The sequence below is a fragment of the Roseateles saccharophilus genome, from assembly GCF_031458095.1.
GTDB lineage: Bacteria > Pseudomonadota > Gammaproteobacteria > Burkholderiales > Burkholderiaceae_C > Pelomonas > Pelomonas saccharophila_A.
Genome location: NZ_JAVDXU010000001.1, coordinates 1,248,130 through 1,273,708 on the forward strand (window position 1 = coordinate 1,248,130; position 25,579 = coordinate 1,273,708).

A 25,579-nucleotide genomic window follows, 5' to 3' on the forward strand; every position below is an offset into this window, starting at 1 on the left:
GTTTGTCAGGCGATGGCGGTGCGAAAGCGCGCCGCCGCATCCCGCAGCTGCCCGGCCCGGTCTTCCAGCATCGACGCGGACGCCGCCGTCTGCTCGACGAGAGCGGCGTTCTGCTGCGTCGTCGAATCGACTTCGCGGATGGCCGCGGCGAGCTGGCGGATCTGGTCGGCCTGGGACGAGGACTGGCTGCTGATGTCGCCAACGATGGCCGCGACGCGCTGGATGGCCTGCACGATCTCGCCCATGGAGCCGCCGGCCTGGGCCACATAGGCCTCACCCTGATGGACGGTCTCGATGGAGGTGGTGATCAGCGTCTTGATTTCACGCGCAGCCTCGGCCGAACGCTGGGCCAGCGAGCGCACCTCCCCGGCAACGACCGCGAAACCGCGGCCCTGTTCGCCGGCCCGCGCCGCCTCGACGGCGGCGTTCAGCGCCAGGATGTTGGTCTGGAAGGCGATGGAGTCGATGACCTGGATGATGTCGCCGATTTTGCGCGAGCTGGCGGTGATCTCTTCCATGGAGTCAACGGCGCGCTGCACGATGGCGCCGCCACGCCCTGCCAGGTCGGCCGCGCCCTGCACCAGGTCGTGGGCCTCGCGGGCGCTGCTCATGTTGTCGTCCACCGTCTGCTCCAGCACACCGGTGCTGGCGCTGGTCTGCTCGACGACGGAGGCCATGGCATTGCCGCGGGCCGACAGGTCCTGGTTCGCGCCCGAGATCTGCGTGGCAGAGCTGGAGATGTGCTCAGCGCCCGCGCGCACTTCGTGCACAAGGCCGCTGAGGCGCTTCACGGCGTCGCGCATGGCGTTGGTCGCCAGCACAACCTCGTCGCGGCCCTCCAAGGCCGGGGTCTCGCTGAGGTCGCCGGCACCCAGCGCCTCGATGCGGCGGCCCAAGGCCGCACAAGTGCTGCGCGCGGCCAGGTAGTAGCTCACCAGCGCATAGACGGCGATGGTCACGAAGGTGATGGCCAGCACCATGGCTGTCCACAGCTCACGCGTCAGGCGCTTGACCCGCACCTCGACCAGCTCGGCCAGCTTGGCCTCGGCGGCCCGCTCCAGCTTGTCGGTGGCGGCAATCTGCGCCGTGCCGAGGGCGAACCATTCGGCAGCTTCGACCTTGGGCGCCTCGCCCAGCACAAAGCTCTGGGCGAACTTCTCGCGGTAGTCCTTGCGGATGCGATCCGTGAGCTGCACGTCCAGGTCCTTGACGGCCTCGGGATTGGCCGCCGCGACGCGGTTCAGCGCGCCGGTCAATCGCGTCAGGTATTCCTCGGTCAGCGTGTCGGCCTGGTGAAGACGCTGCAGCACGCCATAGGGCGGTGTGCCCATTTGCGCCGCGGCGGCACCAAGAGCGCGCATGCGCCCGACGGCGTCCCGCAGATGGGGCAAGGCGTCGGTGACGCTCAGCATCAGGTAGTAGGTGTCGGCGTCGGGATCCAGGGCCAGGTTGGATTCCGACGCGGCCTGTTCGACCAGCGACTGCACGCTGTCGGTCAAAGCAAAGCTGGCGACGATGACGGCCTCGGGCTCGCCCGCGCCCAGGGCGACGAGGACTTTGGCCTTGTCCCGAACGGCAGCGAGGCCGGCAGCGAGCTTGAGCGGATCCTGCTCGGCGGCGATGTGCTGGCCCAGCGCGTCGGCCTGGGCGTTGAACTTGGCCAGGGCCTCGTCGCGCCTGGCCTCGGCGCCGGGCGTCTTGGCGCTCACGCCGATGGAGCTGCCGCGCAGCACCATGGCGGCATTCAGCAGGCCGCTGACCTGGCGCACCTGCGCGACACCGACCAGCTCTTTGGCCGAGAAGTCGCGGGCATCGGCGCGGTCCCCCGCCAGCGACGCCAGAAGATAAACCAACGGGATCGCAAAGCACAGACAGACGATGAGGAACTTGTGCGCCATGGGCAGGCGGCGCATCAGTTTCACGGCAGGCAGAAAGATCAGGTTCATCCGACGCATCCCTGTAGCTAATGCGCCAGCTGGGCGGCGCGAGTGCCCGGAATGTAGTCAGGCCAAGTCCCTGATTCAGGTGACGAGTTCACAAGCACGCATCGTTCTTCGCACGAGCGTGCATTTGTTGCCAACAAAAAAGCCGACCGCATCGCGGCCGGCTTTCAGCAAGCTTGCAGCGCTTGAATCAACCCATGTGCATGCCGCCATTGCAGGAGAAATCCGCACCGGTCGAGAAGCCCGAATCGCCGCTGGCAAGCCAGGCGACGATGGAGCCGATCTCCTCGGGCGTGCCCAGGCGCTTGACGGGAATCGTCGCGACGATCTTCTCCAGCACTTCGGGCTTGATGGCGCGGACCATGTCGGTACCGATATAGCCGGGGCTGACGGTGTTGACCGTCACGCCCTTGCTCGCCAGCTCCTGGGCCAGGGCCATGGTGAAGCCATGCATGCCGGCCTTGGCGGCCGAATAGTTGGTCTGGCCGGCCTGGCCCTTCTCGCCGTTGACCGAACTGATCTGGATGATGCGGCCCCAGCCCTTTTCGACCATGCCGGGCACCACCTGCTTGGTGACGTTGAACATGCTGTTCAGGTTGGTGTCGATGACGGCATGCCAGTCGTCGGGCGTCATCTTCAGGAACATGCGGTCCTTGGTGATGCCGGCGTTGTTGACCAGCACGTCGATGGCGCCATGCTCGCCAATGGCCTTCTGGAAGGCCTCGACGGTCGAGTCCCAGTCGGCCACGTTGCCGACCGAGGCATAGAAGGTGTAGCCCTGGGCCTTCTGCTCGTCCAGCCACTTCTGGTAGTCGCGGCTCGGCCCGCAACCGGCGATGACCTTGAAGCCTTCCTTGTGCAGGCGCTGGCAGATGGCGGTACCGATACCGCCCATGCCACCCGTGACGTAGGCAACTTTCTGGCTCATGGGATGTCTCCTGTTGTGGTGAGTGAGGGTATCAACGTTCGACGGTCAGGGCCACGCCCATGCCGCCGCCGATGCACAAGCTGGCGATGCCCTTCTTGGCGTCGCGCTTGACCATTTCATGCAGCAGCGTGACGAGGACACGGCAGCCGCTGGCGCCGATGGGGTGGCCCAGAGCGATGGCGCCACCATTGACGTTGACCTTGCTGAGGTCCCAGCCCATCTCGTTGTGCACGGCACAGGCCTGGGCCGCGAAGGCTTCGTTGATTTCCAGCAGGTCGAGGTCGGCAGGCTTCCAGCCGGCACGCTGCAGGGCCTTCTTGGCGGCGGGCACGGGGCCCATGCCCATGTAGGCGGGGTCCAGGCCGGCCGAGGCGTAGGAGGCGATGCGGGCCAGCGGCGTCAGGCCCAGGGCCGCGGCCTTGGCGGCCGTCATGACGACCACGCCGGCGGCACCGTCGTTCAGGCCCGAGGCATTGCCGGCGGTCACGCTGCCGGCCTTGTCGAAGGCGGGGCGCAGCCCGGCCAGGGCTTCAGCGTTGGATTTGCGGTTGATGAACTCGTCGGCGGCGAACACGACGGGGTCGCCCTTCTTCTGCGCAATGCTGAAGGGCACGATCTCGTCCTTGAAGCGGCCGGCGTCCTGCGCGGCGGCCGCCTTCTGCTGCGAGCCCAGCGCGAGCGCGTCCTGCTGCTCGCGCGTGATGCCGTACTTCTTGGCCACGTTCTCGGCCGTGATACCCATGTGGTACTGGTTGTACACGTCCCACAGGCCGTCATTGATCATGGTGTCGACCATCTTCCAGTCGCCCATGCGCTGGCCGTCGCGCGAGTTCGGCAGCACGTGCGGGCTCATGCTCATGCTCTCCTGGCCGCCGGCGATGACGATCTCGCTGTCGCCATCGCGGATGGCCTGGGCCGCCAGCATGACGGCCTTGAGGCCGGAGCCGCAGACCTTGTTGATGGTCATGGCCGGCACCGCATGTGGCAGGCCGGACTTGACGACGGCCTGGCGCGCCGGGTTCTGGCCAACGCCGGCCGTCAGCACCTGGCCGAGGATGACCTCGTTGACCTGGTCACCGGCCAGGCCCGTGCGGCGCAGCAGGTCCTGGATGACGGCAGCGCCCAGCTCGCTGGCGGGCGTTTTGGCGAGCGTGCCGCCGAACTTGCCGATGGCGGTGCGTGCCGCCGCGACGATGACGATGTCTTCTTTGCTCATGGAAGTCTCCTTAAAAACGATCAGGCCTTGGCCTTCACATACCGACCGGGCGCGGGCTCGATCGCCTTGAACTTGCGGTTGCCCGGCGTCTTGGGCGCCGGCTTCATGGCGCCGGCATGCGAGGCCAGCCAGGCGGACCAGTCCGGCCACCAGCTGCCTGGATGCTCGGTCGCGCTCTTGAACCAGGCGTCGGGGTCGGCCGGCAGGGCCGTGCCCTTGGCGATCCAGTGGCTGCGCTTGCCCTTGGCCGGCGGGTTGATGACGCCGGCGATATGGCCCGACGCGCCCATCACGAAGCGCTTCTTGCCGTTGAGGATCTGGGTGCTGCGGTAGGCCGCCTGCCAGGGCACGATGTGGTCTTCGCGCGAGCCGTAGATATAGACCGGTGCTTCGATGGCGCCGAGGTCCAGCTTCTCGCCGCAGACTGTCAGCTTGCCCGGCTGCTTCAGCTCGTTTTGCAGATAGGTGTGGCGCAGATACCAGCAGTACATGGGCCCGGGCAGGTTGGTCGAGTCGCCGTTCCAGTACAGCAGGTCGAAGGCCGGCGGGGCCTCGCCCTTCAGGTAGTTGCCGACGACGTAGTTCCAGACCAGATCATTGGGGCGCAGGAAGCTGAAGGTGGTGGCCAGTTCCTGGCCGTGCAGCAGTTGCGGGCCCTTGGGCGACTCGGGGCCCAGCGTGGCCTCGCGCAGCCTCACCATGGCTTCGTCGACAAAGATGTCCAGGATGCCGTTGTCGGCGAAGTCCAGCAGCGTGGTCAGCAGCGTGAGGCTGGCGGCCGGCTGCTCGCCGCGGGCAGCCAGCACGCCCAGGGCCGTGGCCAGGATGGTGCCGCCGACGCAAAAGCCCAGGGTGTTGATCTTGTCCTGGCCCGAGATCTCCTGCACGACGCGGATGGCCTGGATGGCACCCTGCTCGATGTAGTCGTCCCAGGTCAGGGCCTTGACGGATTCGTCCGGATTGCGCCAGCTGACGACGAAGACGCGGTGGCCTTCGCTCACCGCATAACGGATCAGCGAGTTGTCCGGCTGCAGGTCGAGGATGTAGAACTTGTTGATGCAGGGCGGCACCATCAGGAAGGGTCGCGCATGCACCTGGGCCGTCAGCGGCGTGTATTCGATGAGCTGGAAGAGCTCGTTCTCGAACACGACGTTGCCCGCCGTCGTGGCGACGTTCTTGCCGACCTCGAAGGCACTCTCGTCCGTCTGCGACACGTGGCCGCGCTGCACATCGCCCCACAGATGCTGCAGGCCGCGGGCCAGGGTTTCACCATGGCTGTCCAGGGCCAGCTTCTGTGCTTCAGGATTGAGCGCCAGGAAGTTGCTGGGTGATGCAGCATCGACGAACTGCTGCACGGCGAAGCGGATGCGCGCCTTGGTCTTGTCGTCGGCCTCGACGGCCGAGGCCATCCTGCTCAGCGTCTGGCTGTTGAGCAGATAGAGCTGAGTCATGAAGTTGGCGGCCGGGCTGGCCCGCCATTCGGGCGCGGCGAAGCGGCGGTCGCCGATGGCCGGAGCCTCGCCGTGACCGAGCGAGGTGTTCCACAGCGCCGTGGCCTGCTTCAGGTAGTCGGCCTGCAGTTCGGCCAGGGCCGCGGGCGAGATCTGCGGCAGATGCGCCATCTGCTGCATCAGGTCCGCAAACGCGGCCTGCCCCTCCATCGCGGACGGCGCGTCGTTCTTCTTGCGTGTGGCCATGTCTTCCTCGGAGCTCCCGCTTCAGCGGGTGTTGTCTCGATCCGTTGCAATAAGCTTGCCACATCTCGCAGACCCAGCTTTTTAACTGCACGCGCTGACGTGCCAATGACACATGTATCTCGTTGCGATTGCCTGGGCCTATGTGGCGCTGATGATGGCCGCGGCCGAAGCGACAAGCCCCCAGGGTACGCTCTTCGGTGCTTTCATCACGCTGATGCTCTACGGCATCCTTCCGCTGGGCCTGTTGCTCTACATCCTCGGCACGCCGGGCCGCAAGCGTCGGCGGCGCGCCGCTGAATCAGCGGCGCAGGGCGATGCAGGCGGCCATGCGACCCCGGGGCCGGCCGAGGGCCTCGCCCCGGAACGAGAAGAAGCGTGAATCATCGGTCAGCGTGCACCAGGCCCCGCCGCTGATTTGAGTGACATTGACCGAGGTCAATCTTTCGCGAGCCAGCAAGGGCAGGTCGGCGCGCCAGCGAGGCTCCGGATTCGGGCGGTAGACAAAGCCGGGCTGGTCGCGCTCGACGGGCGCACGACCGAAGGCCGCAACGACCTCCGGCCCAACCTCGAAGGCCTGGGGACCGATGCAGGCCCCCAGCCAGGCCTTCACCTGATGCGGCTCGCAGCCGGCGGCGTTGCACAGCTCGGCCACCGTGTTCTCCAGCACGCCGGTCGCCAGGCCCCGCCAGCCCGCATGCGCGCCGGCCACGCCGCCCGGCGCCGTGAACAGCACCGGCAGGCAGTCGGCGACGAGGATGGCCACAGCCAGCTCGGGGTCGGTCGACACGGCGGCATCGGCCTTGGGGGCGTTGTCGTCATGCCAGTCGGGGCGCAGGCGCAAGACGTCGGCGCCATGGACCTGGTCGAGGAAGACGGGCCGCGCGCCCAGCGCCTCGGCCAGGCCGGCGCGGTTGGCCAGGGCCTGGGCCGGATCGCCCGCCTTGCGGCCGAAGTTGGGGCCGCGCGTCGTCATGAAGGCCGTCACCTCCGGCCAGTCGGGCCGCAGCCAGTGGGGATCAAGCAGCATCGGGACAGGCGCTGGGATGGGTATTGGCAAAGGCCGGCAGGGTCAGGCAGGCGGCGTTGACGCGCATGACGGTGGGGTAGTCGTCCAGCGGGCATTCGAAGCGCTGGGCGTTGTAGATCTGGGGCACCAGCACGCAGTCGGCCAGGCCCGGCGTGTCGCCAAAGCAGAACCGGCCCGCCGTGGCCGCCAGGCGCTGCTCGACGATGGCCAGGCCCGTGGCCACCCAGTGGCGGTACCAGCGGTCGACCGTGGCCTGTTCCTGGCCGAGGTCGTTCTTCAGATAGCGCAGCACCCGCAGGTTGTTGATGGGGTGGATGTCGCAACCGATGTCCTGGGCCAGCGCCCGCACCTGGGCGCGCGCCAACGGGTCGCGCGGCAACAGCGGCGGCTCGGGATGGGTCTCGTCCAGGTACTCCAGGATGGCCATGGACTGGCTCAGCCACTGGCCGTCGTCCAGCACCAGGGCGGGCACGAGATGCGAGACCTGCTGATTGGCGAAAGGCTCGGCGAACTGCTCGTTCTTGGCGAGATGGATGGCGGCGTAGTCGTAGTCCACGCCCTTCAGCGCCAGGCCGATGCGCACTCGCCAGGAGGCCGAGGAGCGAAAGTAGTTGTAGAGCTTCATGGTCTGGAATTCTGCGCCTCTAAACTGGGCCGATGCCCTTCCCCAGCCCGCTCCGACACTGCCCCAACTGCGGCACCGCCGTGGAGTACCGCGTCCCCGCCGACGACAACCGCGAACGCGCGGTCTGCCCGGGCTGCGGCGCCATCCACTACCAGAACCCGCTGAACGTGGTGGGCACGCTGCCGGTCTGGGAAGAAGACGGCCGCGTGCTGCTGTGCCGCCGCGCCATCGAGCCCCGCCACGGCCTGTGGACGCTGCCGGCCGGCTTCATGGAGCTCAACGAGACCCTGGCCGAAGGTGCCTGGCGCGAGACGCGCGAGGAGGCTGGCGCCGACATCGAGATGGGACCGCTGTACACGGTGCTCAACGTCGTGCGGGTCGGCCAGATCCACCTCTTCTACCGCGCCCGGCTGCTATCGCCGCACTTCGACCCCGGGCCGGAGTCGCTCGAAGCCCGGCTGTTCGGCGAAGACGAGATCCCCTGGGACGAGATCGCCTTCAAGACGACCCGCGAGACCCTGCACTGCTTCTTCGAGGACCGCCGCAAGGGTGTGGGTTACAGGCTGCACGAGATCGACATTCCTTGATCCCGACGCCCCGGGCGCGCATCATCGACGGCATCTCCAAGAGGGGGAGCTGAGCCATGTCGACACGACGCGTTTGGTGCAGGGCGGGACTGGGTTGGATGGCGGGCATGGTATTGCCTCGCGTGGCCCACGCGACGCCGCTGCGGGCGGTGGGCTCGCAGTTTGCGCGCATCTTCGAAGGCGCGGAGGGCCAGGCGCCCAAGGGACTGGCGGTGGAGTTGCTGGGCATGCTGTTCGGCGACAACGTGCGCTGCGAATGGGTGCCCTGGTCGCGGGCGCAGTTGATGATCGAGCAGGGCGAAGCCGACATCCTCGTCGGCCCCTACCGCACACCCGAGCGCGAGGCCCGCATGCTGTTCAGCGTGCGCTCCTTCTACTCCGACGCCATGGTCTGGTATGCGCGGCGCGGCGAGGAAGGACGCTGGACCGGTGAAGTTGCCGAACTGGCCCAGACCCCCGTGGCCGCCGTGCGCGGCTGGGCCTACGGCAGCCGCTTCGAACGCATGAAGACCGCGATGAACCAGCTGACCTGGGTACAGAACGTCGACGCCGGCCTGCAGATGCTGACCAAGCGGCGCGTCGACCTGTTCGCCGCCAACGACCGCAACTGCCAGCCGGTGCTGCAAAAGCTCAACGTCGGCGACGCCGTGGCGCGCTGCTCGCCGCCGTTGGACGTGCTGCACGGCCATATGGCCTTTGCGCGCAGCGCCTCGGGCGAGGAGATCGCGCGGCGCTACGACCAGGCTTTCGAGCAATGGCTGCGCACCGGCTCGGCTTCGGAGCTCTACCGGCGCTGGGGCGTGGACCGCCCCATCACCGCCGCCTAGCGCCCGCTCAGCACCCGCGCCGGCAGCATGACGATGGCGCGCAACAGCCCGAAGGCGCCATCGACCGCGATGCCCAGCAGCCTGAAGGGCAGCGTGATCAGCCAGACCAGCGGCCACAGCAGCAGGGCCAGGATGGCCAGCGGCCAGCAGATCACAAACAGGATGCACCAGAGCAGGAAGCTGAACATCGCGGAACTCCTTACTTCGCGGGCTGGCCCACGCCAGGCTTCAGGTATTTGTCGAGGAACTCGACCATGCGGCGGTTGGCTTCCAGCGTGTTCTTCTTCTTCGAGAAGCCGTGGCCCTCGTCGTCGAAGACCAGATAGTCCACCGGCACACCGTTCTTCTTGACCGCCGCGACGATGTCATCGCTCTCGGGCTTGATGACGCGGGGATCGTTGGCGCCCTGTATGACCATCAGCGGCTTCTTGATCTCGCCGGCGTGGAACAGCGGCGAGGTGGCCATCAGGCGTTCGCGGTCCTTCACCGGGTCGCCGATCTCCTGGTAGAGGGCCAGGCGCTGGGCTTCCCAGTAGGGCGGGATGCTCTCCAGCGTGCGGATCCAGTTGGCGACGCCGAAGATGTCGATGCCGACCTTGAAGGCCTCGGGCCGGAAGGCCATGGCCGACAGCACCATATAGCCGCCATAGCTGCCGCCGACGATGCCGATGCGCTCGGGGTCGATGACGCCGGTGCCGGCCAGGAAGGTCTTGGCCTCGATGCAGTCCCACAGCGGCTCGCGGCCATGCTTGCCATCGTCGGCCGTGAAGAAGCTCTTGCCATAGCCCGAGCTGCCGCGGTTGTTGATGCCGAGCACCGCATAGCCGTTGTTGACGAAGTACTGCATCAGCGCCGAGTAGCCGCGCGTCGTCTGGCCACCGGGGCCGCCATGCACCCAGACGATGGCCGGCACCTTGTTGGTTGGCGAGGCGTCCTTCGGTGCCATGTAGACCGAGGGGATGACCATGCCGTCAAAGCTCCTGAAGCGGACGATGGAGGCATCCACCAGTTCGGCCGGGTCGATATCCTTGGACAGGCTTTGCGTCAGCTGCCTGGGCGCGGCGCCGGAGCCGACGTCGGTCACGAAGAGATTGCTCGGCGAACGGTCGCCATTGACATAGAAGGCCATGCGCTTGCCGCTGCGCGAGAAGGTCACGCCACGCGCCTCGCCGCCGGGCAGCTTGGGCAGGGCGACCGGTTTGCCGTCGCGATAGATGCGCAGCTGGGTGCTGGCATCGGCATTGATGCCGGTCACACGGTGGTGGCCGTCCTTGGAGAAGCGTGTGTAGGCCACGTCCCAGTCGGCCTTCTCGACCTCACGGGTCGCGCCGCTGGCCAGGTCATAGGCAATGACGCGCGTGAACTCGCCGCCGTCATTGCTCGTCATCAACAGCTCCTTGCTGTCGGGATCGAAGTCCTCGGAGGCGTACTGGGCGATGCCCTGGTGCTTGGTGATGTGCTTGATCTCGCCGCTCTTCAGGTCGGCCAGGTGCACGTCGGTGTCGGCCGTCGTGTTGACCTTGCCCAGGGCCAGCCAGCGGCCGTCGCGGCTGATCTCCAGCGAGCCCCAGCCGGCGTCGTTCTTGAAGACCAGGGTGCGGGCATAGGTCTTGGCGTCGTAGCGGTAGAGGTCGTAGAACTTCGCATTGCGCTCGTTGGTCGCGACATAGAAGGCCGAGTCATCGCCGCTCCAGTCGACGAAGCGAGCCTTGAGCTTCTCGCCGGGCGTCAGGTCCTTCTCGCTGCCATCGAGCTCGCGCACATAGAGGTGGTTGAGCTCGTTGCCGGCCTGGTCGCGGGTGTAGAGGAAGCGGTCGTCGCCCGGGAAGAAGCTGACGGCGTAGTGGCTGTCGGTCTTGGAGTTCGTCAGCTGCACCGGCTTGCCGCCGGCCACGGGCATGGCATAGACATTGAAGATGCCCGTCTCGTTGTTGTGGAAGAGGATGCGGCTCTCATCGGCCGAAAAGCTGGCGCCGCCGATGTTGACGGTCGCCATGAACTGCTCGATGGTGTAGCGCTTGGCCGGCTTGGGCGCCACGGCGGCGGCCGGCTTGTCGGCAGCCACGGCGGCCAGGGGGGCGCCGGCCAGCAAGGCCAGGGACGCGACGAGAGTCAGCAGGGGTCGGCTCATGGAGTCTCCGTTGAATTGAACGGGCAGACTCTAGCCACCCGCGCCGCCCTCCCCCATCAGGGTTGTGACGAAGCGGCGGAATCGACCGACAGGCGGTTCAGAGCATGGGACGGCCTGCAACGTAGCAGGCGGCCAGGTTGCGCTCGTCGGCCAGCGTCATCCAGGCGAAGACCCGCTCGTGCAGCTCGCGGGCGACGGCGTCACGCGCCTCGGCCACCGGGCCGGCCGCCCAGTCCCACACGCAGATGTCGGCGGTCTGGCCGACCGACAAGCCTCCGATCTCGCCGCCCAGCTGCAGGGCCTCGGCCGCGCCGCGCGTGGCGGCGTGCAGGGCCGCCCAGGCCGTCATGCGCTCACCGCGCAGGGCCTGGATCTTGTAGGCGTCCAGCATGTTGCGCGGCAGGCTCAAGCTCGTGCCGCCACCCACGTCGGACGCCAGGCTGACGTTGAAGGCCGCGCCCGGCCAGTCGAACAGGCCGCTGCCGAGGAAAAGATTGCTCGACGGGCAATGCGCCACCTGGGCGCCGCGGTCGGCGATGACGACGCGGTCATGCGGGTCCAGGTAGATGCCGTGCGCCAGCACCGAGCGCTCATGCACCAGGCCGACGGCGTCGTAGACGTCCAGATAGCTGCGCGCCTGCGGAAACAGCTCGCCCACCCAGGCCACCTCGGCGCGGTTCTCGGCCACATGGGTCTGCATGTAGAGGCTGGCGTCGGCGCGGCACAGGGCGCCGGCCATGGCCAGCTGCTCGGGGGTGCTGGTCGGCGCAAAGCGCACGGTCACCGCATAGGCCAGGCGGTCGCGGCCGTGGAAGCGGCTGATGAGGTCGATGCAGTCCTTCTCGGCCTGCACGACGTCGTCCCGCAGCCCGTCGGGCGCATGCCGGTCCATCAGCACCTTGCCGGTGACGAGGCGCATGCCACGGGCCGCAGCGCTGCCGAACAGGGCCTCGGCCGAGACCTTGTGCACGGTGGGGAAGACAACGGCCGAGGTCGTGCCGCTGGCCAGCAGCGCGTCCAGAAAGACCTCGGCGCCGGCGCGGCTGCGGGCCGGGTCGGCAAAGGCGCATTCGCTGGGGAAGGTGTAGCGCTTCAGCCAGTCCAGCAGCTCGGTGCCATAGGAGCCGATGACCTCCAACTGGGGGCAATGGACATGGGTGTCGATGAAGCCCGGCAGCACCAGCTGGCCGGCATGGTCCTTGCGCACCCAGGTCGCGTCGGGCTCGGCCGCCTGGCGGCCGACGATGCGGCCGTCCTCGACCAGCAGCCAGTGGCCGCGGTCAAAGCGCACCGCCGACGACTCCGTGTCGCCCCAACGCGGTGCGGCCGTGAAATCGAGCAGATCGCCCCTCAGGGCCCATCGCCGGGGGCTGTCGACGAATTTTTCCTGGTTAGTAAAACTCATATGGCAATTCTGAGGCAAGGCCGGACAATCGGAGCCAGCATGAATACCCGTCCCATCCGCTTTTTCCACCGCGGCGAAGTCGTCGAGGTCCAGAACCTGCCCCCGACGACCACCGTGCTGCAGTACCTGCGCGAGCATGCCGGCTGCACCGGCACCAAGGAAGGCTGCGCCGAGGGCGACTGCGGCGCCTGCACCATCATCCAGGGTGAATTGGGCGCCGACGGGCAGTTGGAACTGCGCAACGTCAACGCCTGCACCCAGTTCCTGCCGACCCTGGACGGCCGCGCCCTGCTGACCGTGGAAGACCTGGGCGGCCCCGAGCAGCTCAACCCTGCCCAGGAAGCCCTGGTGGCCTGCCACGGCTCGCAATGCGGCTTCTGCACCCCCGGCTTCGTCATGAGCCTGACGGCCTGTTACGAGACCCACCAGGGCGCCGGCACCCAGCCCACGCGCCAGCAGCTGGCCGACGCCCTGGCCGGCAATCTCTGCCGCTGCACCGGCTACCGGCCCATCCTGGACGCCGGTGAGCAGATGTTCGACGCGCCGGCCCGGGTTCTCGACCGCGCGCCCATCGCCCAGGCCCTGCAGGCCCTGGCTGCCGACGAGCCGCTGGACTATGGCCAGGCCGGCGCCCGCTTCCATGCGCCGCAAAGCCTCCCCGACCTCGCCCTGCTGCGCGAGACCTATCCCCAGGCCACGCTGCTGGCCGGATCGACCGATGTGGGCCTGTGGGTCAACAAGCAGTTCCGCGACCTGGGCGACATCATCTACACCGGGCGCGTCGCCGCCCTGCGCGAGATCCGCAACGACGGCAGCAGCCTGTGGATCGGTGCCGCCGCGTCGCTCGAAGACAGCTGGGCCGCCCTGACCGCCGCCGTGCCGCACCTGCGCGAGCTGTGGCTGCGCTTCGCCTCGCCGCCGGTGCGCCATGCCGGGACGCTGGGCGGCAATATCGCCAACGGCTCGCCGATCGGCGACGGCGCCCCGGCCTTGATCGCGCTGGGGGCGGACGTCATCCTGCGCCGCGGCGCCACGCAGCGCCGCCTCAAGCTGCAGGACTTCTATCTCGACTACATGAAGAAGGACCTGCAACCCGGCGAGTTCGTCGAGGCCATGCATGTCCCCCTGCCCTCGCCCGACTGGCGCTTCAGCGCGCACAAGATCGCCAAACGGCATGACAGCGACATCTCGGCCGTCTGCGCCGTGCTGGCCGTCAGGTTGGACGCCGGCGTCGTGCAGGAGGCCCGCTTTGCCTTCGGCGGCATGGCGGCCATCGTCAAGCGCGCCGCCGCGGCCGAAGCCGCCGTCGTCGGCCAGCCCTGGACCGAGGCCGCTGCCAAGGCGGCGGCCGCCGCGCTGGCCCAGGACTTCAAGCCCATGACCGACATGCGCGCCAGCGCCGACTACCGGCTCAAGGTCGCGCAGAACCTGTTCACCAAGCTGTGGCTGGAGACCGCGGGGGCCATTCCCATCGGCATCTGGCCTTCCATGCAGGAGGTGGCGGCATGAACAAGCCCGAAACCCTGCCCCTGGCGCAACCCGTGGTCGGCAAGTCGACGCCGCATGAGTCGGCGCATCTGCACGTCAGCGGCGCGGCGCCCTATATCGACGACCTGCCCGAACCCGCCGGCACTCTGCACGCGGCCCTGGGCCTGTCGCCCATCGCCCACGGCAAGCTGCTGTCGGTCGACCTGGACCTGATCCGCCGCCAGCCCGGCGTCGTTGCGGTCCTCAGCGCGGCCGACATCCCGGCCGAGAACAACTGCGGCCCGCTGCTGCATGACGATCCCATCCTCGCCTCGGATGAGCTGCGCTATGTCGGGCAACCGGTATTCGCCGTCATCGCAACCAACCGCGAACTGGCCCGCCGCGCTGCGAGTCTGGCCAAGCAGGTCATCCAGGCCGAGGCGCTGCCGCCGGTGCTGACGGCCCTCGATGCTCATGCCCAGGGCCAGTACGTCTTGCCGCCCATGCATCTGACGCGCGGCGAGCCCGACCAGCACCTCGCCACCGCCCCACATCGCCTGCAAGGCAGCTGGAGCCTGGGCGGCCAGGAGCAGTTCTATCTGGAAGGCCAGATCAGCCTGGCCGTGCCGCAGGAAGGCGGCGAGGGCCTGCTGGTGCATTGCTCCACCCAGCACCCCAGCGAGATGCAGCAGCTCGTCGCCCACTGCCTGGGCTGGCACTCGCACCGCGTGGCCGTGCAGTGCCGGCGCATGGGCGGCGGCTTCGGCGGCAAGGAAAGCCAGTCGGCGCTGTTCGCCTGCGTGGCATCCATCGCCGCGCTGAAGCTGAAGAAGCCCGTCAAGCTGCGCGTCGACCGTGATGACGACTTCCTCGTCACCGGCCGCCGCCACGGCTTCGACTACCGCTGGGACATCGGCTTCGACGCCGACGGCCGCATCCTCGCCGCCGAGATCGACCTGGTCTCCAACGCCGGCCACAGCGCCGACCTGTCCGCGCCCGTGATGGCCCGGGCCCTCTGCCATTTCGACAACGCCTACTGGCTGCCCCATGTGGCCATGCACGGCTACTGCGCCAGGACCAACACGCAGAGCAACACCGCCTTCCGCGGCTTCGGCGGACCTCAGGGCGCCATCGCCATCGAGATGATCCTGGACGGCATCGCGCGCCAGCTCGGCCTGGATGGGGCGGTCGTGCGCGAGCGCAACTTCTACGCCGCCGGCCAGGACATGACGCCCTATGGCCAGCAGGTCGAGGAACTGCATGCCCAGCCGTTGACGGCCCAGTTGCTGGCCAGCAGCCGCTACGACGAGCGCCGTGCCGAGATCACCGCCTTCAACGCCGCCAGCCCGGTGCTGAAGAAGGGCCTGGCCTTCACGCCGGTCAAGTTCGGCATCTCGTTCAATGTCGCCCACCTGAACCAGGCCGGCGCCCTGGTCCATGTCTACACCGACGGCTCGGTGCTGGTGAACCACGGCGGCACGGAAATGGGCCAGGGCCTGAACACCAAGGTGGCCCAGGTCGTCGCCCATGAGCTGGGCCTGCCTTTGAGCAGCGTGCGCTGCTCGGCCACCGACACCAGCAAGGTCGCCAACACCTCGGCGACGGCCGCCTCCACCGGCAGCGACCTGAACGGCAAGGCCGCCCAGGACGCCGCGCGCAAGATCAAGGCACGCCTCGCCAGCTTCGCCGCCGAGCGCTTTGGCTGCGCCGCCGAGCTGATCGCCTTCGAGAGTGGCCAGGTCAGCGGTGGCGGACAGAGCATCGCCTTCGGTGACCTCGTGAGCGCTGCCTATCTGAAGCGCGTGCAGCTATGGAGCGATGGCTTCTACGCCACGCCCGGCCTGCACTGGGACAAAGCCAAGCTGCAGGGCCATCCCTTCTACTACTACGCCTGGGGTGGCGCCGTCTGCGAGGCCCTCGTCGACACGCTGACCGGCGAGAGCCGCATCACCCGTGCCGACATCCTGCACGACGTCGGCACCAGCCTGAACCCGGCCATCGACATCGGTCAGATCGAGGGCGGCTTCATCCAGGGCATGGGCTGGCTGACGATGGAGGAGCTGGTCTGGCACCCCGTGACGGGCCTGCTGACCACGCACGCGCCAAGCACCTACAAGATCCCGACCGCCAACGACTGCCCGCCCGAGATGCGCGTCGAGCTGTTCGGCATCGCCAATGCCAGCGAGACCATCCACCGCAGCAAGGCCGTCGGCGAGCCGCCGCTGCTGCTGGGCTTCGCGGCCCTGCTGGCCATCAAGGACGCCTGCGCGGCCTGCGGGCCCGAGCGCTGCGATCCGCCGCTGCGCGCGCCGGCCACGGCCGAAGCGGTGCTGAACGCGATCGACGCCATCCGATGAGGCTTGCCGCAGCCGCACTGCTGCTCGCGCTGGCCGGCTGTGCCAGCGCTCCACGCATCATCCCCGTTGAAGCCTGGGGCGGCAGTCCGCCCACGGCCCACGACGAGCCTCAACACATCAGCCGCATCACCCTGCATCACCAGGGCGAGATCTGGAAGGAAGGCGCCGACCCCGAGGCCTATCTGCGCCGGCTGCAGCAATGGTCGCGCCTGACCAAGCGCTGGGCCGACATCCCCTACCACTACGTCATCGCGCCCGACGGCCGCATCTATGCGGCGCGGCCGCTGACCCAGGCCGGCGACACCAACACCGAATACGACCCGCGCGGCCATGCCCTCATCATGCTGGTGGGCAATTTCGAGGAGCAGCAGCCTACGCCGGGCCAGCTCAAGTCCGCCGTCGAGCTGACGGCCTGGCTGGCGCGCGAACACCATCTCGGCCTGGACGCCATCGCCAGCCACAAGGACTACAGCCGCCAGACCGTCTGCCCGGGCAGGAACCTCTACGCCTATCTCGAATCCGGCTGGTTCAAGGCCGAGGTCGCCAAGCGCCTCTAGCTGCGCTTCTGCGTCGCGATCAGCACGGCCTGGGTGCGCGAGCTGGCGCCCAGGGCCTTGAAGACGGCGGCGACATGGTCCTTGACGGTCTCGACGCTGACGCCCAGTTCGCGGGCGATCAGCTTGTTGGACAGGCCTTGGGTCAGCAGATGCAGCACATGCTTCTGGCGCGGCGTCAGCGGCAGCTCGGCCCAGTCGGGCAGGGGCGCCGCCGCGCTGGCCGCCGCGGGGGTGTCATCCACGCGGGGCTTCAGCGGGGGCACGTAGGTGCCCCCGGCCAGCACCAGGTGCAGGGCCTGCACCAGGGTGTTGAGGTCGCTGCGCTCGGGCACATAGCCCATGGCGCCGGCGCCCAGGGCCTGCAGGGCCTCCTCGGTGTCGTCGCTCCCCGAGATGACCACGACGGGCAGCAGCAGATGCTCGCGGTGGATCTGCTGCAGCAACTCGAAGCCGCCGTCCATGCGCAGGTCCAGCAGCACCAGGCGGGGCACGCCCTGCTCCAGCGCGGCGCGCGCCGCGGCAACGCTGTCCACGCCCTGCACCTGCGAGCCGGCAAAGTGCTGCTCGATCAGGCCGGTGAGCGCAGCGCGCACCATCGGAAAAGCATCGACCAGCAAGACCCTCATCGCAACCCAAGCCTGTTCATTGGGCGCCGATGATAGTCAACGCAGGGCCGCCGCCAGCAAAGGTTTTGCCCAGGCCGGCACGCTGCGCAGCGGCGCGTGCGCAATGACACGGCCCGCCTGCATCCGCAACAGCAGCACCGGCTGGGGCCGGCGGCCGGCGCGCGGGTCGGCCTCGAAGCTGTTGTCATAGACGCGCAGGCTGGCCAGATGCGGCATCAGCTTGACCAGATTGCTGCGGCTGGCGTCGAAGCGCTCGCGCACCTTGGTTTCTGGGATGTCATGGCCGCCCGCCGCCACGCGCGCAGCAATGCGGCGCAGATGCAGCTCGGGCGTCGCGAGGCCCGCGTACCAGAGGTGGACGTCGGCACCAGCGCGGGCACCTTCGAGCAGCAGCTTGACGATGCTGTTGCCACCCAGCGTGGTCTCGAAGGCATAGGTCAGGCCCTCGGCCAGCGCTTTTTCAAGACCGTGCCGGCCCAGCGTCCAGGCCAGGCCATTGGCCTGTTCGGCGGACAGGCCCGGCTGCTGCTCGCGCAGCCGCGCGGCGGCGATATCGGGGTTGAAGAACTCGGCGCCGCTGGCCTGCAGGGCCGCGCCGCCGATGGAACTCTTGCCGGCACCGTTGACGCCGGCCAGCACATAGAGCTTGGCGGGCAAGGCTCAGGCGGCTTTCTTGATGCGCGGGCGGCCGGGCTTGGCAGCCTTGACGGCTGCCTGGCCGAGGGCTTCGGGCGCCATCGCGAAAGCATCGGCGAGGGCATCGCCCTGCTCCTGCATGCGCGCCAGCATGGCGTCGAACTCGCCGCCCAGGGCGCCCAGGTCGGGCTCGGCGGCGCGCTGCAGTTCGCGGTAGCGCTCGACCGACATCAGCACATAGGCTGGCTGGTCATGCTTGGTGATCAGCACCGCGCCATGGGTGGCGACCGTGCGGCCGACCTTCTGGATGCCCGCCACGAGCTGGGTGGCCGACACGCTGGGCAACTGGTCGGCCAGGGTGGGTTCGAGGACTGCGGACATGATGAGGCTCCCGACTGGCATTTTCGGTATTTTCCCTATTTTGGGAAAAATAGGAAATCCAGGGGATTGCAACACCTCTTTCAGTGGGCTTCTTCCCAGTTCGAGCCCACGCCCACCTCGGCCAGCAGCGGGACCTTGAACTGGGCCACGCCAGCCATCAGGCGCGGCACCTCGGCCTTCATCCACTCCAGCTCGGCCTCGGGCACCTCGAAGACGAGTTCGTCGTGCACCTGCATGACGATCTTCGACTGCTTGCCGGCGCGGTCCAGCTCGGCCTGCACGGCCAGCATGGCCAGCTTGATGAGGTCGGCCGCCGTGCCTTGCATGGGCGCATTGATGGCCTGGCGTTCGGCGCCGGCGCGCCGCGGGCCGTTGCCGCCGCGGATCTCGGGCAGATAGATGCGCCGGCCAAACAGCGTCGACACATAGCCGAGTTCGGCCGCACTCGCCTTGGTCTCGTCCATGTACTTCTTGACGCCGGCAAAACGGGTGAAATAGCGCTCGATGTAGTCCTTGGCGGCCTTTTGCTCGATGCCCAGGGCCGAGGCCAGACCGAAGGCGCCCATGCCGTAGATGAGACCGAAATTGATGGTCTTGGCATAGCGGCGCTGCTCGCTGGAGACCTCGTCCAGCGCGACGCCGAAGACCTCGCTGGCGGTCGCCTTGTGCACGTCCTGGCCTTCCTGGAAGGCGCGCAGCAGGCCCGGGTCCTCGCTGATGTGGGCCATGATGCGCAGCTCGATCTGCGAGTAGTCGGCGCTGACTATTCTGAATCCCGCCGGCGCCACGAAGGCCTCGCGCACCTTGCGGCCCTCGGCCGTGCGGATGGGGATGTTCTGCAGATTGGGCTCGTTGCTGGACAAGCGCCCCGTCACGGCCACGGCCTGGGCGTAGTTGGTGTGCACGCGGCCGGTGTGGGCGTTGATCTGCAGCGGCAGCTTGTCGGTATAGGTGCTCTTCAGCTTGGACAGGCCGCGGTATTCGAGGATCTTGGCCGGCAGCGGGAAGTCGGCAGCGAGTTCGGTCAGCACCTCTTCGTCGGTGGACGGCGCGCCAGTGGCGGTCTTCTTGACGACGGGCAGGCCCAGCTTGGTGAACAGGATGTCGCCGATCTGCTTGGGGCTGCCGATGTTGAAGGGCTGGCCGGCGATCTCGTAGCACTGCTGCTCCAGCAGCACCAGGCGCTGGCCGATCTCATGGCTTTGCAGCTTGAGGCGCTCCGAGTCGATCAGCACGCCGTTGCGCTCGATGCGGGCCAGCAGGTCGGCCGACGGCATCTCGATGTCGCGGTAGATGCGGGTCAGGCCGGCGTCGGCCTCGATCTGAGGCAGCAGCACGCTGTTCAGGTGCAGGCACATCTCGGAGTCTTCGCCCGAGTAGGTCGTCGCCTTGGCCACGTCGACCTGGGCGAAGGGGATCTGATGGGCGCCCTTGCCGCACAGGTCCTCGTAGCTCAGGCCCTTGCGGCCCAGGTGGCGCTCGGCCAGGGCCTCGAGGTTGTGGGTCTTGTGGGCCTCCAGCACATAGCTTTGCAGCAGGGTGTCGTGCTGCACGCCGGCGAGATCGATGCCGTGATTGAGCAGCACGTGGCGGTCGTACTTCAGGTTCTGGCCGATCTTCTTGGCGGCCTCGTCCTCCAGCCACGGCTTGAGGCGGGCCAGCACCTGGTCCAGCGGCAGTTGCTCCGGGGCGTCCGGGCCGCTGTGGGCCAGCGGGATGTAGGCCGCCTCACCGGGCTTGTCGGCGAAGGAGATGCCGACGATGCGGGCCGCCATCGGGTCCAGCGAGTCGGTCTCGGTGTCCAGCGCGCACAGCGGCGCGGCGTGCAGGCGCACCAGCCAGGCTTCCAGCTGCTCGAAGCTCAGGATGGTTTCGTACTGGCGCGCCAGATCGCCCGCGTCGGCAGGCGGCTGCGGCTCATCGAACAGGCCCGGGTTGGCGACGGGCGCTGCCTTGGGCTTGGGGATGACGGCCGTGCCGGTCAGCTCCTCCAGCCACTGCTTGAAACCGTTGCGGGCGTAGAACTCGCCGAGGTGCGCCTTGTCGGGCTCGCGGAAGGCGAGCTCATCCAGCTTGGGCCAGCCGGTCACATGCTCGGCCAGCTCGCAATCCACCTTCACGGTGACGAGCTTGCGGCCCATGGGCAGCCAGTCCAGGGCGGCGCGCAGGTTCTCGCCGGCCTTGCCCTTGATCGTCGGCGCCGCGGCGATGACGCCGTCCAGGGACCCGTACTCGGCAATCCACTTGGCCGCCGTCTTGGGGCCGACGCCGGCCACGCCCGGCACGTTGTCCACCGTGTCTCCCATCAGCGTCAGGTAGTCGATGATGCGATTGGGCGGCACGCCGAACTTCTCCACCACGCCGGCCTCGTCCAGCCTCTCGTTGCTCATGGTGTTGATGAGTTCCACGTCGGGGTTGACCAGCTGGGACAGGTCCTTGTCGCCGGTGGACACGATGACGCGGTGGCCCTCCTTGGCCGCGATGCAGCACAGCGTGCCGATGACGTCGTCCGCCTCGACGCCCGGCACCGTCAGCGTCGGCCAGCCCAGCAGCTTGACGACCTCGTGGATGGGCTCGATCTGGGCGCGCAGCTCCGGCGGCATGGGCGAGCGCTGGGCCTTGTATTCGGGATACCAGTCGTCGCGGAAGGTCTTGCCCGGGGCGTCGAAGACGCAGACGGCGTGCTCGGCACCGATGTCGCTCTGCAGCTTCTTCAGCATGGCCACCATGCCGCGCACCGCGCCGGTGGGCTGGCCCTCGGGGCCGCGCAGGTCCGGCATGGCATGAAAGGCACGGTAGAGGTAGCTGGAGCCGTCAACCAGCAGCAGGATGGGTTTACTCATGGCGACGGATTGTCCGGTAGCCGGCCACCTAGAATCGGCAGCATGTTGCGCCTCGCCGTACCCCTGCTGATCGCCGCCTTCGCCGGCAGCGCCCTGGCCGACCCGCCGCCCGAACCCAAGGTCGAGAGGACCGTGGCCGAGGACGACCAGGTCCGCATCGAGGAGCTGAAGGTGAGGGGCGAGACCAAGAAGGTCACGGTCAAGAACAAGAACAGCAAGGCACCGGACTACGAAATCGTCGTCAACGATGCGGGCCGCGAGTCGGCCGGCGGTACGGGCACCGGGATGCCCAAGAGCGGCTCGGGAACGCGGGTCTGGCGAGTTCTCAAATTCTGATCGCGGGCGGCCCTCCGGGCCCCTTTTGGACCCATGGCCGTTTTTACTGAAGTCAGCCCGGCGCAGGCGCAAGCCCTGCTGGACCACCTCGCCCTCGGGCAGCTCACCTCGCTGCGCGGCATCGGCGCCGGCATCGAGAACACCAACTATTTCGTCGACTGCACGCAGGGCGACGGCCATCTGCACCGCTATGTGCTGACGCTGTTCGAGCGCCTGACCGCCGAGCAGCTGCCCTTCTATCTGCGCCTGATGCAGCACCTGGCCCAGCGCGGCGTGCCGGTGCCCGAGCCGCATGCCGACGCCAGCGGCGAAATCCTCTTCAAAGTGGCCGGCAAGCCGGCAGCCATCGTCGACCGCCTGCACGGCGGCCACCAACTGGCGCCTGACGCCTTCCACTGCGAGCAGGTCGGGGCGACGCTGGCCCGCATGCATCTGGCCGGCCAGGACTTCCCCCTCTACCAGCCCAATCTGCGCGGCCTGGCCTGGTGGCGCGAGGTGGCGCCACAGATCCTGCCCTTCCTGGACGCCGCCGAGACCGAGCTGCTGCAAAGCGAATTGGCCTACCAGGCACAGCTGGCCGCGTCGGCCCGCTACGCCGATCTGCCCAAGGGCCCGATCCACGCCGACCTGTTCCGCGACAACGTCATGTTCGAGCCCGGCGAGGGCCCGGGCCGCGAGCGCCTGACCGGTTTCTTCGACTTCTATTTCGCCGGTTGCGACACCTGGCTCTTCGACCTCGCCGTCTGCCTGAACGACTGGTGCATCGACCTGACCGACGGCCGCCTCATCGAGGAGCGCGCCGGCGTCTTCGTCCAGGCTTATGAAAGCGTGCGGCCGCTGTCGGGCGCCGAACACCGCCTGTTGCCCGCCCTGCTGCGCGCCGCAGCCTTGCGCTTCTGGCTGTCGCGCCTGTACGACCTGCATCTGCCGCGCGAGGCCAGCCTGCTCAAGGCTCACGATCCGCGCCACTTCGAGCGCGTGCTGCGCGAGCGCATCGCCAAGCCCTGGCATGCTCTGCACGACGGAGCGGCTGAATGACGATGCAGCTGCACCTGCAGCAGGTGCCCGCCGCCAACGGTCGGCTCTGGATACGCCACGGCTTCAAGATCTTCCGCCGCCAGCCGCTGGCCTTCTCGGGCCTGCTCGGCCTGGCCCTGCTGGCCTCCATGCTGCTGGGCGCCCTGCCCTTCATCGGCCCGGTGTTGGGCCTGATGGCCATCCCCGTGTGCTCGCTGGGCTTCATGCTGGCCACCCACCTGGCCCTGCAGCGCAAGACGCCCAGCGTCGAGGTCTTCGTCGCCCCCTTCAAGCTGACGCGCGAGAGGCGCCGTCATCAGCTCGTGCTGTGCATCGGCTTTGCGCTGGCCATGCTGCTCATCCTGCTGCTGTCCGACCAGATCGATGGCGAGGTCACGCACGCGCTGATGACGCTGATGAAGAACGACGCGAACTCCGAAGCCATCGCCGCCGTAGCGGCCGACCCGCGCCTGATCTGGGGCTTTGCGGCCCGCGCCACCGGCATGACCCTGCTCTCCATCCCCTACTGGCATGCACCGGCCCTGGTGCACTGGGGCGGGCAGAGCGCGGCCCAGGCCCTGTTCTCCAGCACGCTGGCACTGTGGCGCAACAAGGGCGCCTTCGCACTGAACGCATTGCTGTGGGCCGGGCTGGCCTTTGCCTGCAGCGGCGTCATCAGCATCGTCTTCGGCCTGCTGGGCCTGCTGCAGCTCGCGCCAGTGGCTTCCATCGCCTGCTTCCTCGTGCTGATGTCGGTGTTCTACGCTTCGCTGTACTTCAGCTTCGTCGACTGCTTCATGTTCGGCGCCCCGCAGAGCCTGCTCGACGACCAGCAGGCCTGACGCTTCCATCGGTGGACCGGGCCGCGTTTTCACGCGGCTGACACGCAGACTTCCTACATTGCGCGGCTCGTGCCGGGCCGGCGTGCGACCTCGCACAAGGCCTGGCTGTGCAGTCTTCTTCTGTAGCAGTCGCCCAATGTCCGAATCCCTGAATCGCCGCCACGCCCTCAAGTTCATGGGTGCTCCCCTGATGCTGCCCATTGCCGGTACCTCCATCGCCGGCCTGCTGACCGGCTGCGGCGGCGGCAGCGACGACGACAGCAAGCCCGCCCCGAGCTTCGCCTCCGCCAGCTTCGTCGCCATGTCCGCGCCCAGCCTGGCCACGCCGGCCGACATGGCCAAGACCCTCGTCAACTCGACGCTGATGGTCAAGTTCAGCGACGACAGCACCCAGGGCTTCTCGCTGTCCTATGCCCCCTTCTTCACGACCGGCGACCTGGTTGCCGACGGCAAGGGCGGCACCGTCCTGGCCGGCGGCTATGTCGACTTCGCCGGCAAGCCCATCGTCGACACGACCGTGGCCGGCAAGGAGCGCCAGTTCTTCAGCGATTCGCCCGACGGCACCTCCCTGCTCAAGCTCGACAACGCCAGCGTCGCCGGCGTCAAGGGCAATGCCGTCTTCGCCGTCGTGCAGTTCGAATACACGACCTGGGCCCAGGACGGCAAGACCGACATGTACGGCAAGCTGCCCTCGCCCATCGCCGTGCTGACGCTGGACCAGGACCCCGCCACCGGCAAGCTGTCCCTCGTCAAGTACCACAACGTCGACACTTCGCCCGCCATGGGCCTGTGGATCACCTGCGGCGCCAGCCTGTCGCCCTGGGGCACCCATCTGTCCAGCGAGGAATACGAGCCCGACGCCTTCACCATCGCCGGCAACGCGCAGTTCAAGGCCTACAGCAAGAACCTGTTCGGCAACGAAACCCAGGCCAACCCCTATCACTACGGCCATCTGCCCGAAGTGACGGTCAACCCCGACGGCACCGGCACCATCAAGAAGCACTACTGCCTGGGCCGCATCTCGCATGAGCTGATCCAGGTCATGCCCGACAACCGCACCGCCATCATGGGCGACGACGCGACCAATGGCGGCTTCTTCATGTTCGTCGCCGACAAGGAGAAGGACCTCTCCGCCGGCACGCTGTATGTCGCCAGGTTCGGCGCCGGCTTCTCGCTGGACCCGGCCGCCGCCGGCGCGCCCATCACCTGGATCAAGCTCGGCTCGGCCAGCAGCGCCGAGATCAAGGCCCTGGCCGACACGCTGAAGGCCACCGACATCATGGACATGGCCACCACCGATCCGCTGGACGCCACGTTCACCAAGATCTGGTTCAGCGGCAAGGTGCAATGGGTGCGCGTCAAGGCCGGCATGGACAAGGCCGCCGCCTTCCTCGAGACCCATCGCTACGCCGCGCTGAAGGGTGGCTCCATGGCCTTCACCAAGATGGAAGGCACGACGGTCAACGCCAAGGACAAGATCGCCTACTCGGCCCTGCAGAACATGCAGAGCTCCATGGTGCGCGGCAACGCGGCCTGGAACGAGGCCGCCAACATCACCCTCGACAAGGCGCTGAACGCCGGCGGCGTGCTGGCCCACACGCTGAGCACGGGCCAGAAGGACACGGGCGGCGCGGCCATCAACAGCGAGTGGGTGCCCTCGCTGACCAAGACCCTGCTGGTGGGCGAAGACCTGGCCACGGCCGACGCCCTGGGCAATCTCGCCAACCCCGACAAGATCGGCGCGCCGGACAACCTGAAGTTCTCGGAGAAGCTGCGCACCCTCTTCATCGGCGAGGACAGCAGCTACCACGTCAACAACTTCGTCTGGGCCTACAACGTCGACACCAAGGTGCTGAGCCGCATCGTCTCCATGCCTTCCGGCGCCGAAGCCACAGGCCTGGGCGTCGTCGATGACCTCAACGGCTGGACCTATATCACCAGCAACTTCCAGCACCCGGGCGACTGGGGCACCCCGCTGCACAACGTCGTCAAGGCCACGCTGGACCCGCTGGTGCGCGCCAACTACAAGGACCGCTTCGGCGCCCAGGTGGGCTATCTGACGGGTGCCATCACCAGCGTGAAGCTGGCCAAGATCGGCTGATTGCAGGCGTGTGGCCGAAGGGCTGCGTGA

The 25,579-nt window shown here is 67.9% G+C and carries 23 protein-coding genes; 10 read left to right on the forward strand and 13 right to left on the reverse strand.

The annotated features are described in order from the left end of the window. Window positions 1–5: 5 nt before the first annotated feature. From J2X20_RS05730 to phaC, 4 genes are all read right to left on the reverse strand, one after another. Entirely contained in the window at window positions 6–1,946 is a 1,941-nt protein-coding gene (locus J2X20_RS05730) for a methyl-accepting chemotaxis protein (RefSeq protein WP_310262076.1), read from the reverse strand. Between the two features lie 187 nt (window positions 1,947–2,133). Further along, the gene (gene phbB, locus J2X20_RS05735) at window positions 2,134–2,871 is read right to left on the reverse strand and encodes an acetoacetyl-CoA reductase (protein ID WP_310262078.1); all 738 of its coding nucleotides are present in this window, start codon (window positions 2,869–2,871) and stop codon (window positions 2,134–2,136) included. 31 nt (window positions 2,872–2,902) lie between these two features. Beyond that, window positions 2,903–4,087 (reverse strand): acetyl-CoA C-acetyltransferase, encoded by a 1,185-nt coding sequence (locus J2X20_RS05740; RefSeq protein WP_310262080.1) that lies wholly within the window; start codon window positions 4,085–4,087, stop codon window positions 2,903–2,905. Between the two features lie 20 nt (window positions 4,088–4,107). Then, window positions 4,108–5,748 carry a class I poly(R)-hydroxyalkanoic acid synthase gene (phaC, locus tag J2X20_RS05745; RefSeq protein ID WP_409034156.1) on the reverse strand — a complete coding sequence of 547 codons (1,641 nt, stop codon included), beginning with the start codon at window positions 5,746–5,748 and terminating at the stop codon, window positions 4,108–4,110. Between the two features lie 148 nt (window positions 5,749–5,896). Here phaC and J2X20_RS05750 point away from each other — a divergent pair, with 148 nt between their 5' ends. Next, window positions 5,897–6,163, forward strand: coding sequence for a hypothetical protein (locus J2X20_RS05750; protein ID WP_310262084.1), 267 nt, complete (start codon window positions 5,897–5,899; stop codon window positions 6,161–6,163). Here J2X20_RS05750 and pgeF read toward each other — a convergent pair. Both pgeF and maiA read right to left on the reverse strand, forming a co-directional pair. After that, complete coding sequence (gene pgeF, locus J2X20_RS05755; protein ID WP_310262087.1) at window positions 6,083–6,811, reverse strand: peptidoglycan editing factor PgeF; 729 nt, start codon at window positions 6,809–6,811, stop codon at window positions 6,083–6,085. The genes J2X20_RS05750 and pgeF overlap by 81 nt on opposite strands. Next, window positions 6,801–7,436: a maleylacetoacetate isomerase gene (gene maiA / locus J2X20_RS05760; RefSeq protein WP_310262090.1), complete on the reverse strand. Its 636-nt coding sequence runs from the start codon at window positions 7,434–7,436 to the stop codon at window positions 6,801–6,803. Before maiA ends, pgeF begins: the two co-directional genes overlap by 11 nt. 32 nt (window positions 7,437–7,468) lie before the next feature. Here maiA and J2X20_RS05765 point away from each other — a divergent pair, with 32 nt between their 5' ends. Both J2X20_RS05765 and J2X20_RS05770 read left to right on the forward strand, forming a co-directional pair. Continuing rightward, window positions 7,469–8,023: an NUDIX hydrolase gene (locus tag J2X20_RS05765; protein ID WP_310262093.1), complete on the forward strand. Its 555-nt coding sequence runs from the start codon at window positions 7,469–7,471 to the stop codon at window positions 8,021–8,023. A 107-nt stretch (window positions 8,024–8,130) separates the two neighbouring features. After that, on the forward strand, window positions 8,131–8,850 hold the full coding sequence (locus J2X20_RS05770) for a substrate-binding periplasmic protein (RefSeq protein ID WP_310262097.1): 720 nt from the start codon (window positions 8,131–8,133) through the stop codon (window positions 8,848–8,850). Here the strand turns inward: J2X20_RS05770 and J2X20_RS05775 are convergent. From J2X20_RS05775 to guaD, 3 genes are all read right to left on the reverse strand, one after another. Further along, a complete protein-coding gene (locus J2X20_RS05775; RefSeq protein WP_056198443.1) occupies window positions 8,847–9,038 on the reverse strand; it encodes a hypothetical protein in 192 nt (63 codons plus the stop codon). The two genes, J2X20_RS05770 and J2X20_RS05775, sit on opposite strands and share 4 nt — an antisense overlap. An 11-nt stretch (window positions 9,039–9,049) precedes the next feature. Next, window positions 9,050–10,981 carry a S9 family peptidase gene (locus J2X20_RS05780; RefSeq protein ID WP_310262101.1) on the reverse strand — a complete coding sequence of 644 codons (1,932 nt, stop codon included), beginning with the start codon at window positions 10,979–10,981 and terminating at the stop codon, window positions 9,050–9,052. A gap of 97 nt (window positions 10,982–11,078) precedes the next feature. Beyond that, window positions 11,079–12,386 (reverse strand): guanine deaminase, encoded by a 1,308-nt coding sequence (guaD, locus tag J2X20_RS05785; protein WP_310262103.1) that lies wholly within the window; start codon window positions 12,384–12,386, stop codon window positions 11,079–11,081. Between the two features lie 39 nt (window positions 12,387–12,425). Here guaD and xdhA point away from each other — a divergent pair, with 39 nt between their 5' ends. From xdhA to J2X20_RS05800, 3 genes are read left to right on the forward strand one after another with little or no spacing between them, the layout of a single operon-like run. Next, complete coding sequence (xdhA, locus tag J2X20_RS05790) at window positions 12,426–13,895, forward strand: xanthine dehydrogenase small subunit (RefSeq protein WP_310262106.1); 1,470 nt, start codon at window positions 12,426–12,428, stop codon at window positions 13,893–13,895. Next, window positions 13,892–16,210 carry a xanthine dehydrogenase molybdopterin binding subunit gene (gene xdhB, locus J2X20_RS05795; protein ID WP_310262108.1) on the forward strand — a complete coding sequence of 773 codons (2,319 nt, stop codon included), beginning with the start codon at window positions 13,892–13,894 and terminating at the stop codon, window positions 16,208–16,210. The genes xdhA and xdhB overlap by 4 nt, the downstream gene beginning before the upstream one ends. After that, a complete protein-coding gene (locus J2X20_RS05800; RefSeq protein WP_310262109.1) occupies window positions 16,207–16,767 on the forward strand; it encodes a peptidoglycan recognition protein family protein in 561 nt (186 codons plus the stop codon). The genes xdhB and J2X20_RS05800 overlap by 4 nt, the downstream gene beginning before the upstream one ends. On the opposite strand, the gene J2X20_RS05805 is transcribed toward J2X20_RS05800, so the two are convergent. The 4 genes from J2X20_RS05805 to polA form a co-directional block, all read right to left on the reverse strand. Further along, window positions 16,764–17,393: a response regulator transcription factor gene (locus J2X20_RS05805; RefSeq protein WP_310262112.1), complete on the reverse strand. Its 630-nt coding sequence runs from the start codon at window positions 17,391–17,393 to the stop codon at window positions 16,764–16,766. The two genes, J2X20_RS05800 and J2X20_RS05805, sit on opposite strands and share 4 nt — an antisense overlap. A 36-nt stretch (window positions 17,394–17,429) precedes the next feature. Then, entirely contained in the window at window positions 17,430–18,050 is a 621-nt protein-coding gene (locus J2X20_RS05810; RefSeq protein WP_310262115.1) for an ATPase, read from the reverse strand. Window positions 18,051–18,053: 3 nt separating this feature from the next. Next, window positions 18,054–18,410, reverse strand: a complete 357-nt coding sequence (locus tag J2X20_RS05815) for a type II toxin-antitoxin system prevent-host-death family antitoxin (RefSeq protein ID WP_310262118.1) — start codon at window positions 18,408–18,410, stop codon at window positions 18,054–18,056. Between the two features lie 80 nt (window positions 18,411–18,490). Further along, entirely contained in the window at window positions 18,491–21,253 is a 2,763-nt protein-coding gene (polA, locus tag J2X20_RS05820) for a DNA polymerase I (RefSeq protein ID WP_310262122.1), read from the reverse strand. A 42-nt stretch (window positions 21,254–21,295) separates the two neighbouring features. Here polA and J2X20_RS05825 point away from each other — a divergent pair, with 42 nt between their 5' ends. The 4 genes from J2X20_RS05825 (at window position 21,296) to J2X20_RS05840 (ending at window position 25,549) form a co-directional block, all read left to right on the forward strand. After that, complete coding sequence (locus J2X20_RS05825) at window positions 21,296–21,589, forward strand: hypothetical protein (protein ID WP_310262125.1); 294 nt, start codon at window positions 21,296–21,298, stop codon at window positions 21,587–21,589. Between the two features lie 33 nt (window positions 21,590–21,622). Further along, on the forward strand, window positions 21,623–22,627 hold the full coding sequence (locus J2X20_RS05830) for a homoserine kinase (protein WP_310262126.1): 1,005 nt from the start codon (window positions 21,623–21,625) through the stop codon (window positions 22,625–22,627). Continuing rightward, the gene (locus J2X20_RS05835) at window positions 22,624–23,448 is read left to right on the forward strand and encodes a BPSS1780 family membrane protein (RefSeq protein ID WP_310262130.1); all 825 of its coding nucleotides are present in this window, start codon (window positions 22,624–22,626) and stop codon (window positions 23,446–23,448) included. The genes J2X20_RS05830 and J2X20_RS05835 overlap by 4 nt, the downstream gene beginning before the upstream one ends. 136 nt (window positions 23,449–23,584) lie before the next feature. Further along, window positions 23,585–25,549: a PhoX family protein gene (locus J2X20_RS05840; RefSeq protein WP_310262133.1), complete on the forward strand. Its 1,965-nt coding sequence runs from the start codon at window positions 23,585–23,587 to the stop codon at window positions 25,547–25,549. The last annotated feature ends 30 nt before the right edge of the window (window positions 25,550–25,579 follow it).

What these genes read in the sequence shown, in the direction of transcription:
- J2X20_RS05730 (WP_310262076.1), bottom strand. Translation starts at nt 1,946, where the DNA reads ATGAACCTGATCTTTCTGCCTGCCGTGAAACTGATGCGCCGCCTGCCC.
- phbB (WP_310262078.1), bottom strand. Translation starts at nt 2,871, where the DNA reads ATGAGCCAGAAAGTTGCCTACGTCACGGGTGGCATGGGCGGTATCGGT.
- J2X20_RS05740 (WP_310262080.1), bottom strand. Translation starts at nt 4,087, where the DNA reads ATGAGCAAAGAAGACATCGTCATCGTCGCGGCGGCACGCACCGCCATC.
- phaC (WP_409034156.1), bottom strand. Translation starts at nt 5,748, where the DNA reads ATGGAGGGGCAGGCCGCGTTTGCGGACCTGATGCAGCAGATGGCGCAT.
- J2X20_RS05750 (WP_310262084.1), top strand. Translation starts at nt 5,897, where the DNA reads ATGTATCTCGTTGCGATTGCCTGGGCCTATGTGGCGCTGATGATGGCC.
- pgeF (WP_310262087.1), bottom strand. Translation starts at nt 6,811, where the DNA reads ATGCTGCTTGATCCCCACTGGCTGCGGCCCGACTGGCCGGAGGTGACG.
- maiA (WP_310262090.1), bottom strand. Translation starts at nt 7,436, where the DNA reads ATGAAGCTCTACAACTACTTTCGCTCCTCGGCCTCCTGGCGAGTGCGC.
- J2X20_RS05765 (WP_310262093.1), top strand. Translation starts at nt 7,469, where the DNA reads ATGCCCTTCCCCAGCCCGCTCCGACACTGCCCCAACTGCGGCACCGCC.
- J2X20_RS05770 (WP_310262097.1), top strand. Translation starts at nt 8,131, where the DNA reads ATGGTATTGCCTCGCGTGGCCCACGCGACGCCGCTGCGGGCGGTGGGC.
- J2X20_RS05775 (WP_056198443.1), bottom strand. Translation starts at nt 9,038, where the DNA reads ATGTTCAGCTTCCTGCTCTGGTGCATCCTGTTTGTGATCTGCTGGCCG.
- J2X20_RS05780 (WP_310262101.1), bottom strand. Translation starts at nt 10,981, where the DNA reads ATGAGCCGACCCCTGCTGACTCTCGTCGCGTCCCTGGCCTTGCTGGCC.
- guaD (WP_310262103.1), bottom strand. Translation starts at nt 12,386, where the DNA reads ATGAGTTTTACTAACCAGGAAAAATTCGTCGACAGCCCCCGGCGATGG.
- xdhA (WP_310262106.1), top strand. Translation starts at nt 12,426, where the DNA reads ATGAATACCCGTCCCATCCGCTTTTTCCACCGCGGCGAAGTCGTCGAG.
- xdhB (WP_310262108.1), top strand. Translation starts at nt 13,892, where the DNA reads ATGAACAAGCCCGAAACCCTGCCCCTGGCGCAACCCGTGGTCGGCAAG.
- J2X20_RS05800 (WP_310262109.1), top strand. Translation starts at nt 16,207, where the DNA reads ATGAGGCTTGCCGCAGCCGCACTGCTGCTCGCGCTGGCCGGCTGTGCC.
- J2X20_RS05805 (WP_310262112.1), bottom strand. Translation starts at nt 17,393, where the DNA reads ATGAGGGTCTTGCTGGTCGATGCTTTTCCGATGGTGCGCGCTGCGCTC.
- J2X20_RS05815 (WP_310262118.1), bottom strand. Translation starts at nt 18,410, where the DNA reads ATGTCCGCAGTCCTCGAACCCACCCTGGCCGACCAGTTGCCCAGCGTG.
- polA (WP_310262122.1), bottom strand. Translation starts at nt 21,253, where the DNA reads ATGAGTAAACCCATCCTGCTGCTGGTTGACGGCTCCAGCTACCTCTAC.
- J2X20_RS05825 (WP_310262125.1), top strand. Translation starts at nt 21,296, where the DNA reads ATGTTGCGCCTCGCCGTACCCCTGCTGATCGCCGCCTTCGCCGGCAGC.
- J2X20_RS05830 (WP_310262126.1), top strand. Translation starts at nt 21,623, where the DNA reads ATGGCCGTTTTTACTGAAGTCAGCCCGGCGCAGGCGCAAGCCCTGCTG.
- J2X20_RS05835 (WP_310262130.1), top strand. Translation starts at nt 22,624, where the DNA reads ATGACGATGCAGCTGCACCTGCAGCAGGTGCCCGCCGCCAACGGTCGG.
- J2X20_RS05840 (WP_310262133.1), top strand. Translation starts at nt 23,585, where the DNA reads ATGTCCGAATCCCTGAATCGCCGCCACGCCCTCAAGTTCATGGGTGCT.